At 43.0% G+C, this 13,098-nt stretch carries 13 protein-coding genes; 5 read left to right on the forward strand and 8 right to left on the reverse strand.

The window, feature by feature from the left end:
- Nucleotides 1-83: 83 nt before the first annotated feature.
- Together OKX00_RS16790 and OKX00_RS16795 are read left to right on the forward strand one after the other, a co-directional pair.
- A complete protein-coding gene (locus OKX00_RS16790) occupies nucleotides 84-1,436 on the forward strand; it encodes a TrkH family potassium uptake protein (protein WP_265408115.1) in 1,353 nt (450 codons plus the stop codon).
- Nucleotides 1,437-1,458: 22 nt separating this feature from the next.
- Nucleotides 1,459-2,121 carry a potassium channel family protein gene (locus OKX00_RS16795; protein ID WP_265408116.1) on the forward strand — a complete coding sequence of 221 codons (663 nt, stop codon included), beginning with the start codon at nucleotides 1,459-1,461 and terminating at the stop codon, nucleotides 2,119-2,121.
- Between the two features lie 51 nt (nucleotides 2,122-2,172).
- Here the strand turns inward: OKX00_RS16795 and abc-f are convergent, their stop codons facing one another.
- Entirely contained in the window at nucleotides 2,173-3,900 is a 1,728-nt protein-coding gene (gene abc-f / locus OKX00_RS16800; protein WP_265408117.1) for a ribosomal protection-like ABC-F family protein, read from the reverse strand.
- 376 nt (nucleotides 3,901-4,276) lie between these two features.
- On the reverse strand, nucleotides 4,277-5,347 hold the full coding sequence (locus OKX00_RS16805) for a permease (protein ID WP_265408118.1): 1,071 nt from the start codon (nucleotides 5,345-5,347) through the stop codon (nucleotides 4,277-4,279).
- Nucleotides 5,348-5,518: 171 nt separating this feature from the next.
- Between OKX00_RS16805 and mnmH the strand changes: the two genes are divergently transcribed.
- Entirely contained in the window at nucleotides 5,519-6,571 is a 1,053-nt protein-coding gene (gene mnmH, locus OKX00_RS16810) for a tRNA 2-selenouridine(34) synthase MnmH (protein ID WP_265408119.1), read from the forward strand.
- Between the two features lie 197 nt (nucleotides 6,572-6,768).
- Nucleotides 6,769-8,556, forward strand: coding sequence for an oligoendopeptidase F (gene pepF, locus OKX00_RS16815; RefSeq protein ID WP_265408120.1), 1,788 nt, complete (start codon nucleotides 6,769-6,771; stop codon nucleotides 8,554-8,556).
- An 82-nt stretch (nucleotides 8,557-8,638) separates the two neighbouring features.
- On the opposite strand, the gene OKX00_RS16820 is transcribed toward pepF, so the two are convergent.
- The 5 genes from OKX00_RS16820 to OKX00_RS23255 all read right to left on the reverse strand — a co-directional run bounded on the left by OKX00_RS16820 (nucleotide 8,639) and on the right by OKX00_RS23255 (nucleotide 12,195).
- Nucleotides 8,639-8,866, reverse strand: coding sequence for a hypothetical protein (locus tag OKX00_RS16820; RefSeq protein WP_265408121.1), 228 nt, complete (start codon nucleotides 8,864-8,866; stop codon nucleotides 8,639-8,641).
- A gap of 34 nt (nucleotides 8,867-8,900) precedes the next feature.
- Nucleotides 8,901-10,595 carry an alpha-keto acid decarboxylase family protein gene (locus tag OKX00_RS16825; protein WP_265408122.1) on the reverse strand — a complete coding sequence of 565 codons (1,695 nt, stop codon included), beginning with the start codon at nucleotides 10,593-10,595 and terminating at the stop codon, nucleotides 8,901-8,903.
- A 101-nt stretch (nucleotides 10,596-10,696) separates the two neighbouring features.
- Nucleotides 10,697-10,906: a hypothetical protein gene (locus OKX00_RS16830; RefSeq protein ID WP_265408123.1), complete on the reverse strand. Its 210-nt coding sequence runs from the start codon at nucleotides 10,904-10,906 to the stop codon at nucleotides 10,697-10,699.
- A 16-nt stretch (nucleotides 10,907-10,922) separates the two neighbouring features.
- On the reverse strand, nucleotides 10,923-11,597 hold the full coding sequence (locus OKX00_RS16835) for an AlkZ-related protein (RefSeq protein ID WP_265408124.1): 675 nt from the start codon (nucleotides 11,595-11,597) through the stop codon (nucleotides 10,923-10,925).
- 490 nt (nucleotides 11,598-12,087) lie between these two features.
- Nucleotides 12,088-12,195, reverse strand: coding sequence for a winged helix-turn-helix transcriptional regulator (locus OKX00_RS23255; protein WP_322114325.1), 108 nt, complete (start codon nucleotides 12,193-12,195; stop codon nucleotides 12,088-12,090).
- Between the two features lie 114 nt (nucleotides 12,196-12,309).
- Here OKX00_RS23255 and OKX00_RS16840 point away from each other — a divergent pair, with 114 nt between their 5' ends.
- On the forward strand, nucleotides 12,310-12,858 hold the full coding sequence (locus tag OKX00_RS16840) for a GNAT family N-acetyltransferase (protein ID WP_265408125.1): 549 nt from the start codon (nucleotides 12,310-12,312) through the stop codon (nucleotides 12,856-12,858).
- Here the strand turns inward: OKX00_RS16840 and OKX00_RS16845 are convergent.
- Complete coding sequence (locus OKX00_RS16845) at nucleotides 12,812-13,078, reverse strand: hypothetical protein (RefSeq protein ID WP_265408126.1); 267 nt, start codon at nucleotides 13,076-13,078, stop codon at nucleotides 12,812-12,814. The two genes, OKX00_RS16840 and OKX00_RS16845, sit on opposite strands and share 47 nt — an antisense overlap.
- Between the last annotated feature and the right edge of the window lie 20 nt (nucleotides 13,079-13,098).

Here is a 13,098-nt window from a genome sequence, read left to right on the forward strand (position 1 = left end):
AACTACTGCCGTTATAATTAAGCATTAAAATCGGATAATAAAGGGTAATACACAATCACCATTTGCTGAAAGGAAGGCCAAATATGACAGATCGAAATCGCAGGAAGCTCTTTGCATTGACTCCTCCTAAAATACTGGTATTAGGCTTTGCCGCTATCATTTTGGCCGGAGCTTTTCTCCTTTGCTTGCCTGAAGCAACTCGTAGCGGCCAAGGAATGTCTTTTCTTAATGCCTTTTTCACCTCAACTTCAGCAACGTGTGTCACGGGGCTGATCGTCGTGGATACCGGAGATACCTTTACCGTTTTCGGACAAATGGTTATACTCTCTCTCATTCAAATTGGCGGTCTTGGATTTATGACGTTCTCCACCTTTTTTGCATTAATCGTCGGCCGGAGAATTTCGTTTCGTGAACGTCTTCTTCTGCAGGAAGCGTTAAATAATTCCTCCACCCAAGGCATTGTAAAAGTGGCGAAAACCATTGTTCTGTTTACGTTTGTTTCGGAACTGCTTGGCTCCATCTTGCTTTCATTCCGCTTTGCCATGGACATGCCAGTCAAGAAAGCCATTTATTTTGGCATCTTTCATTCCGTTTCTAATTTTAATAATGCAGGCTTTGACATTATGGGAGGATTTAAGAGTTTGACGGATTATAAAGAAGACCCCGTCGTTACGCTGACAATCGGAATCCTTATAATTCTAGGAGGAATTGGATTTATAGTTGTCAGTGAGCTTATCGAACATCGGAAAAAACTAAAAAATATTTCTTTACATACGAAGGTCGTGCTTTCCACGACCGCTATCCTGCTTGTGGCCGGCACCGTTCTTGTCTTCCTGTTGGAGATGCATAACAGCAAGACCCTTCAGCCTCTATCTCCTTCTGGTAAGCTCCTGGCTTCTTTTTATCAAGCAGTAACTCCAAGGACGGCCGGTTCCAATACTCTGAACATTCCGGACCTGACTCATCCTACTCTGTTGCTAACGATTATTCTTATGTTTATCGGGGCTTCACCAGGATCAACCGGCGGCGGGATTAAGACAACGACATTTGTGACATTGTTTGGAGCGGCCTGGTCACAGATCAAAGGAAAAGAGGATGTGGTGTTCTTTAAACAGCGGATTATTCCGACCATGATCTATAAAGCATTGACCGTTATTTTAAGTGCATTGATTCTTGTTATTGTGGTGACGATGTTGCTCTCGATCACAGAACAGGAAAACAACTTTTTGAAAATCCTGTTTGAGGCGGTCTCTGCATTCGGAACGGTGGGATTGTCCATGGGACTTACACCCGATCTTTCTTCGTTCGGCAAAATTATTATTGCACTAACGATGTTTATCGGTAGGCTGGGACCTCTGACCGTGGCCATCGCTTTGGCTAAACAAAATGAAAAAGAACTCTATCGCTATCCAAAAGGAAAATATATGATCGGCTAAAATGAAGGAGAGGAATCAGAGCATGAAGAAACAATATGCAGTAATCGGACTCGGAAGGTTTGGATCACATTTAGCAAGAGCACTCTATGAGGAAGACAACGAGGTTATTGGTATTGATATTAACGAAGAAAAGGTGGAAGATCTACAGAATGGCCTGAGTCAGGCATTTATCGCTGACAGTACAGATGAGGACAGTATGAAAGGCCTTGGTGTCCGAAACTTTGATGTTGTAATCGTTGCAATCGGGGATGACATGGAAGCCAGTATTTTAACTGTCGTTCTGTTAAAAGAATTAGGAGTTCCCTATATTGTTGCCAAAGCACTCAGTAAACGCCACGGGCTGGTACTGACCAAAATCGGCGCAGATCAGGTGGTTTTCCCTGAACGTGATATGGGGCTTCGTCTCGCTCAAAACCTGATGCATCCGAACATCATCGATCATCTTAAATTATCGGACGATTACAGTATAGAAGAAATTAAGATTCCTCCAGACTTGGTCGGACAAACCATACAAGCCCTCGACATCAGAGCCAGATACCAGCTGAACGTCATTGCAATCCGGCATACGGACGAAGAGGTTACGGTTGCTCCTAGTCCGGATTATTCTTTGAAAAACGGCGATCTTCTCGTCATTATTGGAAAAAACAAAGCCTTAAAGGAGTTTTCTAAAAAGCTGGAAGAATGACAGAAGCCGTCCGGGATTTAGGGACGGCTTTTGTCTGGTTATTCCGTATTGCTAAGAAAGCTTTCTCTTCTCCTCCATCAGCCGCTTAAACTCCTGGTCCAGCCTCCTGTATTCCTTATCACCAGGAGACAGGAGGCTAAGCTCTCCCAAAACAGCACTGATTCGGTTCTCAATAATCATCCTTTTTTCAAGAAGATCCGTTTTTTTATGATTTTGCGGCTGTACCGGTTTTTGTTTGGCTTCAGCAAACTCTTTAAAGCCCTTTTGCGTTTTTCTTATGTTTCCATCTTCAAAAACCAGCAGCTTTTCACACGTTTTTTCCAGGAAATAGCGGTCATGGGAAACGATAAGCAGTGTACCGCTGAACGACAGCAAGGCTTCCTCAAGCTGCTCCCTGCTTGCCAGATCAAGGTGATTCGTCGGCTCATCCAGAATCAGAAGATCATGTTTCTGCATGATGAGCAAGGCGAGCTTCACCCTCATCCGTTCACCAAGACTCAATTGATGAATCTGCTTCTTCAGCATTCTTTCATCAAACCCCATATTGGCGAGCAGTGTCCGGGCCGTAGAGGCTTCTGACCGGACTTCAAAAACATCGTGTATCAAGTTTACTACCGTTTGTTCCGATGGGAGGTCTGTAACATCCTGTGTCAGATAGGCCATTTTTGCGCTTGAACTGATCCAAAGCTCACCCGAATCGACGGTCTCCCTACCTGTCAGCATTTTAAGGAGCGTCGTCTTGCCGCACCCGTTCGGACCTGTCAATCCCAGTCTTTCACCTCGTTTAATATAAAACGAGCTTTTCTGAAAGAGCGGTCGAGAACAAAAAGATTTGGAGATTTCCTTCGCATCCACCAGCCGCTTTCCCCGTTTCTCCGGATTGTCCCAGCCAAACTGTATTTTTGTTTCCTCCTTTGGCTTTTCCACACCTTCCAATTCAATCTTTTTCAGGCGTTTGATCCGGGAACTGATCTGTTTATCCATGCTCTTTGCTTTGCTTCTGTAAAATTCTTTTGTGCCGCGCATCTCTGCCATCTTACCGACTTTTCCTGCTTCTCTATGTGCTTTCGACGACCAGCTGTCCAGCCTTTCAATCTCAGACTGTATTTTTTTCTCGTACTTTTTCTGTGTTTCATACTGATGCAGCTGTGCATGGTGCCTTCTCTCCTTCTCTTCCCGATAAAATGAATAATTCCCCGGAAAATCAACAGACTTGCCATCATCCAGTTCAATGATTCGATTCACGGTTTGATCAAGAAAATACCGGTCATGCGAAATGATCAGTGTGGTACCTGTAAATGATCTCAGCTCCTGAATCAGCCATTCGACTCCTTTAAAATCAAGGTGGTTGGTCGGCTCATCCAGTATGAGAAGGTCGGGCCTTGCTGACCAGATATGAGCGATAGCCAGCTTCGTCCTCTCCCCGCCGCTTAATCCTTGGAAACGGCTCTCATCCCAATTCTGTACTTTCTTTAAACCGAGACGGCTGGTCATCTGCAGAAAATCCTCTTCTTCACTCTGCATATATGAAAAAGTATTAGTCGTATAGGAGGTGGACTGCTGAAGATAACCGATCTTCAGTGGATTTTTATGTTTAACGATAGAACCTTTATCGGGCTGAAGTGTTCCGAAAATCAGGTTAGCCAAAGTTGTCTTTCCCGCTCCATTAACACCAACCAAACCTATCCTTTCTTTACTGTCTATATCCAAAGAAACCTCTTTTAAAATCAGGCGCTCGCCAAATTCTTTACTTAATTCGTGACAGCTTAATAGAGTCATCAAAAATCACCGCTTTGCGTTTCGTTCAAAGGCAATAGGGACTCATGATATCTGAAGACGAAAAAAAACCGCATTCCTGCGGTTTTTGGGTAAGCGAAAAAAGATACGAAAAAACACCTCAAAGTGCATTGACCGTTAGACCAGCTTCAGCACACTGATACATTGAATTTAACCGTTGAGGGTCTCCTATAGACATACGTATCCCATCCCGCTCCAAAGCCGCAGAGCATCACTTGCCGTGCAATCAGATTTCATGATCGACAAGGGGATTAGTTCCACATAATGTCTAATTGGATACCTCCTTCACATTGTTGGTATTAGTATAACACGATTATGGTAAAATTGTGCAACCCATTCTGTCAGAGAGAAGTAAGCCTTAAAGAAACAGCATTCCCACCATACCACTAAACACACCTAAAACGACGACCGATAAGGTGACAAACGACAGAACACGTTTGGGATAGGACCTGGAAACGATGAGTAAGGACGGCAAGCTTAGCGCCGGCAGTGTAATGAGCAAGGCAGCCGCAGGTCCTGCACCAAGACCTACGAGCATAAACGTCTGGATAATTGGAATTTCGGCAGCAGTCGGAATAACGAACAGCATGCCGGCAAGAGCAAATCCGATAACAGCAAACAAGCTGTTGGACGCTGTTTCACTTAGCTGCGGAAACAGCCAGACACGTGCTGCACCAAGTAAAAGCACCGAAAAAATGTAAGCTGGTCCAATATGGAGCAGCATGGTGCCCAGGCTCTTCATCCATCTGATGAAAAACGGTCCTTCCTCTTCCTCAAAGTTCTTGCTTTCGGGCACTTTCTCCATATCTACCGGCTCAGCGTTTTTGGCAAAACGATTGGCAAAGTAACTGACACCAAACACGAGTATTATTCCAAAGAATAATCGCAGTACCGTAAATTTCCATGATAATACAAATGTCATAAAAATCAGGGTTGCCGGGTTAATGGTCGGATTACCTAGCCAAAAAGCAAGGCTTGCTCCAATCGACACTTTCTTCTTGCGCATCCCCACGGCCATGGGCGCCGCACAGCAAGTACACATCATGCCTGGAATGGACGCCAATCCTCCTGCTGCTGTACTGCCAAACGATGTTTTTCCAAGTACTTTAAGCAGCCATCGTGACGGAAGCAGCACTTGAATCAACGAACCGAGTAAGACCCCCAGTAATGCAGCTTTCCATACAGACTGAAAATAAACTTTTGCATAGTCCCAAGCAGTTACCCATGGTGACGCCGAAGCTGCTTGATCACCAAGGATCGATGGACCGATAGAATGAGTAGCTGAAACTGAGATCACCTTTTGAAAATACGGCCACCATTTTACATACAGCAAACCAGCCGCAGCAACCGCCATGAATATAACAATGACCCAGATTGCCTCTTTGCTGTTGGATTTTCCATTTTGAACACTATGATTGATTTGAGACATAGATCCCCCACCCCAGTTTTTTTTCCGACCTTAAGATTGGATAGTAAATTATATCACAGTTCCTGCAAAAACATATTTTTAAGCTTTCCAAAATTCGGCTAAAATGAAATTAGAGAAGAAGTATTTTATAATAGAATATAGACGTGCAGTACAGAAGGGCGGAAAAAACCAGTGTTTCAGGATATTGCCATTGAAAAGCTTATGTCATCCTACAATAAAAAAGAGATTACACTCATTGATGTACGGTCACCCTCCGAATTTAAGGATTCTACGATTCCGGGAAGTTTGAACATCCCTCTTTTTAATGATGAAGAACGTGCTGAAGTTGGGACTCTATATAAACAGCAAAGTGTTGAAGCCGCTAAGGAACGAGGACTCGAGATTGTTTCTGCCAAGCTTCCTGCTTTTATTAAAGAATTCTCGAAGATCGCTGGACCCAAAGCTGTTTTTTGCTGGAGAGGAGGAATGCGCAGCAGAACGACTGCGACCGTGCTTGATCTCATGGGAATTCGTGCTTACCGGCTGCAGGGCGGTTTCCGTGTGTACCGGCAGTGGATTATAAAAAACCTAGAGGAGATGGAGTTTGCTCCCAAAGCCTGCGTTCTCCATGGAAATACCGGCACCGGTAAAACATTAATCCTTCAAGAGCTTGCCAAGCAAGGATTTCCCGTTCTTGATCTTGAGCAATTGGCCGGTCACCGCGGTTCCATTTTTGGAGAAATCGGTCTTCAGCCAAACAACCAGAAAATGTTTGAATCTCTCCTTTTTCATCATTTGTTTGCACTGAAAGATACACCTTTTGTTCTGATGGAGGCTGAGAGCAAACGAATCGGAAAAGTCGTGCTTCCGGGTTTTGTAACGGATAAAAAGCAGCAAGGTCTCCATATTTTCCTGGACATGCCGATTGAGGAACGGGTCAATCATATCCTTGAAGACTATCTTCCGTGGGAGCATCACGAGGAATGTCTTGCCGCATTTCAAAAGATCAAACGACGCATTCATACACCAATAGCTGCTCAGATTGAACATGATCTGAGTGAAGGAAACTATCATTCAGCTGTCCGACTGCTGCTTGAGCACTATTATGATCCACGTTACGAGCATCATGATGTCGAATATCCAGAAGACCAGCGAATTACTTTAAAAGTTAATAATATTGCAGAAGCCATTGACCAAATTAAAGAAATTCTTCAAAAAAGAAAGCCGGTACATCAAGTTCTGTGAGTTTTCACAGCCCTTGCCGGTTTTTTATTATTGATAATCCTGATATATTATCGATACGGCCCAACTCCATCTTCCTCTTATTTCCTTTGAAAGAAGGAGAATCCACCCTATAAGTCTAATAAATTCAATAATCATATTATGGGACCTATAATACACATAAGAGAATAAAGATATTTCATGCAGAAGGAGTTACTTATATGACCACATACCAATCAAGAAATGACGTTCCTGAACAAGAAAAATGGAACCTGACCGATATTTATCCTTCACTGGCTGAATGGGAAAAAGATTATGAACAGGTGAAGGTAATGGCTGAAGAATTAAAGGCGTTTGATGGAAACATTGATTCAGGTAAGTCACTGCTTGAATATCTCACTAAACAAGATGATCTCTCCTGCACCTTCAATCTCGTTTATGTTTATGCCATGCTGAATGTGGACGTGGATACTCGAAACTCAGATTCTCAATCCTTATTGGATCGTGCGAAGCATGCCGGAGTGAAAATCAGCTCTGCCACTTCATTCTTTATGCCTTTCCTGTTAAGTTTGGACGAAGCACAGCTGAAGGAATATATCGCAGAGGATGAAGGGCTGAACTACTTTGAAGAAGATCTGTTTGATTCCTTTCGCTACAAGTCCCATGTCCTGAGTAAAGAACAGGAGAAGATTGTTTCCCGTCTGGGTGAAGCGCTCTCCTCTCCAAGCGGCACATTCAGCATGATTAATAACGCGGATATTAAGTTCGGGGAAGTCACTGATAAAAATGGTAAAAAGGCTGAAATGACCCGAGGCATGTATTCCAAATTGATTGAGGACGAAGACCGTGAAGTAAGAAAAGAAGCATACAAAGCTTATTATGAACCCTATGTGGCATTAAAAAATACGATTGCATCCACCCTTTCATCAGCGGTTAAAAACAATGTCTCGCTTGCGGAAATCCGCAACTATCCTTCTGCTCTTGAAAAAGGTTTATTTGGTGATAACGTACCGAAAGAAGTCTATGAAAATCTCATAGCCACCACAAAAGAAAACATTAAGTCCATGCACCGGTACACAGAAATCAGAAAAGAGAAACTGGGACTTGATGAGCTGCGCCAATACGATCTTAGCGCCCCCCTTGTAAAAGGAGTTAAGCTGGACATTCCCTATGAAGAAGCCTATGAAACGATGGTTAAAGCACTCGCGCCGCTTGGCAATGATTATGTTGAACGATTGAAAGAGTTTAAAAATGCACGTTATATCGACGTTAGGGAAACACGCGGAAAACGTTCTGGAGCTTATAATCTTGGGTTGTACGGCGTTCATCCTTTCGTGCTTCTGAACCATCAGGATGATCTAGACAGCCTCTTTACGCTGGCCCACGAAATGGGACATGCAATGCACAGCCATTATTCCAATAAGCATCAGCCAAAAATCACAGCCGGCTACAGCATTTTTGTCGCGGAGGTTGCTTCTACCGTTAACGAAGTACTTCTGATCAATTACCTGCTGAACAAGGAAACCAACAAAGATATTAAAAAACATTTGCTGAATCATTTTATCGATCAGTTCAAAGGAACATTGTTTACGCAAGTGATGTTTGCCGAGTTTGAGATGAAAACCCACGCACTCGCAGAAGAAGGCCAGCCGCTGAATGCTGAGGTGTTCAACCAAATCTATGAAAATCTGTTTAGAGAATACAACAGCGATACTGTGGTATTTGATGAAGAAGTGAAATACGGCTGGTCCAGAATCCCTCATTTCTACCGTCCATTTTATGTTTACAAATATGCTACAGGGTTTGCGTCAGCTATCCACCTCGCTACAAAAATCTTAGACGGCGACCAACAGACCCTTGACTCCTACTTGGATTTCTTAAAAAGCGGAAGCTCTGATTATCCGCTCGATCTTTTGAAAAAGACAGGGGTCGACTTAACAACCCCAGAGCCGATCGTCAATGCGCTGAAACGCTTTGAGGAACTGGTAGAGGAATTTGCACAATTATAAGAAATTAAAAGGGGCTGTCCAGAAAGTCGAAAATTGACCTTCAGGCAGCCCTTTTTTGGCTTGAAAAATCTTCAATGAAAAGTTAATTGAAGTGGAAGATGCGAATCTCCTCGAAAATGAACTTCACATTTTCTTCGTGCGATATAACGCTGCCGGAGCTTTCCTTGTCCTGCGGGACTAGCTTGACAGGTGAGACTCCCGCCGGTGCTTGCACCAAAAAGTAGGCGTTCACGCCGGTAAGGCTCACCGCACGCCCCTCGAAAGTAGGAGCTCGCGCCGGTAAAAGCGAGCAGCCTGGAACGGAAATCAACAGCTTACAGACTTCTTGGACAGCCCCTTTATCATTACTTCTCGTTCTCTTGTTTCTCCAAAAATGCACGCATCTTCTGCAAATATTCCGGCGCGTCCATCGGATCTTCAACGACCAGTTCGATCATACAAAGTTTTTCTCCCTGTAATCGTTCAGCCTCAGTGATGGCATCGTCCAGTTCCTGGTTCGTCCTCACCTGTTTCGTAAACGCCTCTCTTCCGAACGCTTCTGCCAGCTTGGTATAATTCCAGGAAGGGATCTCGTTATACTTCTGTTTCTCAATCTCCACTTTAACGTTCAAGTACTTTTCAATCGTATATCCATTGTTATTCAAAATAAAGATGATGGGTTTGCAGCCGTTCTCTAGCATCGAGCTGATTTCCTGTACGGTCAGCTGCAATGAGCCATCACCAGTAAAAAGAAGAACACGCCGGTCCTTCGCCGCCATACATGCCCCGAACGCCGCAGGAGTAGCAAACCCGATGCTTTGCCAGCCACCCTGTGCAATATAAGTCGCTCCTTTCGGCAGCCTGATTTGTGACATTCCATAAGATAACGAACCTGTCTCAACAACAACCACATCATTTTCCCTGAGCATGTGCTGAAATCTTGGATAGTAAGATGCAGCCTTGATTGGTTCCTCTCCCCCGCCGCTCACCGTACCGTAAGGAAATGCGATGTCACCGAATGAACTCTCCTGTTTAAATCCAATTTTTGTTAACTCATGTAAAAGGTCCTCCGCTCTTACGTTCAAATAACTTGCTGCTCCGACCTTTACAGATTCAGGCTGGATCTCAACAATTTTTAAGGGATTCAGTTTAATAGTATGTTTTGACGTATTCACATCGGTCCATTGTACGCCAATCGCAAAAATGCAGTCGGCTTCTTCAACCGTTTTAGTTACCTCTTCCTGTCCAAAAGCTCCACCGTATACACCGATGTACTGTGGATGGCTTTCATCAAACCCGCTCTTCCCTTGCATGAGTGAAGCGACAGGAACTTTGAGTTGTTCTGCTAGCTGCTGCACTTGATCCTGCAGCCGGTAGCGAATGGCTTTCATATCAACAAGAATGACTGCTTTCTTTGCCTCTTCCAACATCCCAGTAATCTGTTTTAGCGCAGCCTGAAGTGCGGTTTGACTGCTCTTCGTCTGTGTTTCTTCCGTTTCATGAAAGATGACCGGCTGAGTCACCAAGTCGATCGCAACACTTAAATAAACCGGCTTTTTCTTTTGCTTTGCCGCTTGAATAGCAGCCGGGATTTCCCGAGATGCGTTTTCCGGTGTCAGAACAGCCGTATATGCAGTGATGTTTTCGTACACTTTTCGAAAAACATCATAATCTCCATCCATTAATGTGTGATGAGCCAGCTCTTTATCCTTCTGCATTTTTGATTTGGGCGAGCCAACGATATGTATCACAGGCACGTCTTCACTGTATGCGCCGGCAATTGCGTTCGTCGCACTCATTTCGCCGACACCAAATGTTGTAATGAGTGCCGATATACCTTTAATTCGTGCGTATGCATCTGCTGCATATCCTGCATTCAGCTCATTTCTATTCGTAATAAAAGAAAGGCCGCTATCGCTTTCAAGCGTATCAAGCAATGAAAAGTTATAATCACCCGGCACCCCGAAGACTTCTGATATTCCTTCTCTTTTTAAACAATCCAATAAATATTGTCCCACCGTTCTGCTTTCTGCCAAACTACTCACTCCTTCAAGCTTCATCTACTACTCCTATTTATATACCCAAACCCTTCTATGCTAATCGCTGATCCAATATGTGAGGCATGAAGAAAACTCCTGAATTACTTCAGGAGTTTTTCTGTCTATCGTCTATCATTGTTCTCTCCTTCAGTACTAAAAGATAGATACCAATCAATAAACCACTGATTTTTCTCAGGCAACTGGTGGGTAACAAATAAACATAGGATGAAAGTGATGGCTTCATCGTTGGTCGCAAGAAAATATCGTACACAATAAAACAGAATGACTGCAAATACAAAAGTAAAAACCAGCTGGGATAATTCTCGTTTCATTGCCCCACTCCTATTTTTACAGAAATAGTTTCTGGAATTTTTTCATAGACTCTGGACTGCTGATTACTGAAAAATGCTGTAACAGTTTCTGGAGTGCTTCCTCTCGATCAATCTCTATATTTTCTATCTTATTTTTTTCTGTCCAATGCTCAATCGTCTCATAGGAAGTGCTGTTCCAGCCATTTTTTTCCCCGATCGCATTTTGTTTCTCCTTTGTACCGGAGACGACAATATCAAGAGAGGCCTGAAGTTCGAGCAATCCGTTGTCGAAGGCTTTCTTTTTCTCTTTTGCTTTCATATCAGCCTTTGCCCTTAAAAGCCTCGTATCAATTCCTTCTTCCTGCAGGATGTGTGAGTGAAGATCGAAGGCATCTTTTGACAGCATGCCATTATAATAACGGTCCTTCACAGACATTGGATTCCCCAGAACCGTTCTTATATAAGGAAGGAGTTCGCGGGAGATGAGAACAGATTTTTTCTTAACAAATTTTCCGTACGCGGCTATTCCATCTGCAGCAAACCGCGTTCTCCATCCCCAAGGATCAAATTCGGTCTCCGTATACCAATTTTCCTTAACCGTAATACTGCTAAGTGAGGGATAATCGGGAAACAAAGGAGCAAGCGGCAGCAACCCTACTTCATTCACAATATCAATGGCTTCTTCGTACGTTTTAATTTTATAATCAAGCATTCACTCATTCCCCTTTGCTCTTTCCTTATTATGTATCCATCTTTCCCCTAAGCTTCCAAGTGCCATTCATACGCCAGATAAGAGTACAATCGGTATAAAATCGGGATAAGAACGAGAAGGGCAACAAACCTTAAGGACCCTTCCGTAAAAAAGACTGCCCAAAACGCAACCACGATGGAAATCACAATAGAGATGTTGCCAGACAGGCCATTGAGCGGCCGGTTGTTTATAAAGAATGATTTCGTTCCTTTTAAATCGTGCGCATAGCACTCCTCGGGATAAGGGATCACCTCAAAAAAATCGTTACCGTAACTAAATCATCTTTAAGCTTGATTTCTTGTGTACATCTATCGTAAATATTCTGTAAGGGCGGTTCGTCACACCCCACCCAAAATCAAAACATGCCTTAAAAGATCCACCGAATTCCATTATATACCATAATTATTCGAGACGTATTTTAATTTTGCATGGACTTTCCCCATTCTTCCAGTCATTTTAAAGATGGGTTCAAGTCCTCTTCTGCTTTTGTTAGTGAGTATTCTACTCTTGGTGGTATTTCCATAAACTGCTTTCGTATGATAAGTCCTTGGTTCTCCATTAATCAGTTTTTTCTGACTTAGAAATAAAATACTGCATACTTGTTTTACTTTGATTATGTAATAAAATTATATCGTAGTTGATTATTTGTAGGATAAATAAAGGAGTGATAGTTTTGAAGTTAAAATATGAAGTTTTACCTGATGAAAAAATTGAATGCTGCAGAGAAATTTGCAATGAACTCATGGCCTTTCAAAAATCAAAATCCTACATAACACCTGAATTGTTTGACAACATGAATTTTGAAACAAGGTTGATTCCATCAATAAATAATGCCGTTCACAATTATACGGTGGTAGTTAAAGATGATGATCAAATTGTAGGTTATGTCTATTCCAATATCTCTCCTAAAGAAGCCTATTCCAATGAATTTGCCACTTTTTTTGATCTTTCTTCTGTTAACAAAGATCATGTAGGCTGTTTATCTCAATTTTATATTAAAGAAGAGTACAGGCACTATGGGATTGGATCCAAACTTTTTCATATGTCCATGGATTGGATCAAGCAATTTGACGATGTGGAAGATTATTTTATTTATGTCTCAAATGGCAATACTACCGCACTGGAATTCTATAAACGTAAAGGATTTACTGTGAGTCATGATATATTGGATGGTTTTATAACTGTTTTACGAAGCAAAAGAGAGATTGGATGTAACCATTAAAACGGGGCTGTCCTGAAAGTTGAAAATTGACCTTCAGGCAGCTCCTTTGACGTGAAAAATCTTCAATGAAAAGTTGATTGGAGTGCAAGGTGTGAGACTCCTGCGGGACTAGCGTGACAGGTGAGACTCCCGCAAGCGCTTGCGCCAAAAAGTAGGCGTTCACGCCGGTAAGGCTCACCGCACGCCCCGCGGAAAGCGAGCAGCCTGGAGCGGAGATCAACAGCTACCAGACTTCTTGGA

This window comes from Fictibacillus sp. KU28468 (assembly GCF_026153615.1).
GTDB lineage: Bacteria > Bacillota > Bacilli > Bacillales > Fictibacillaceae > Fictibacillus_C > Fictibacillus_C marinisediminis.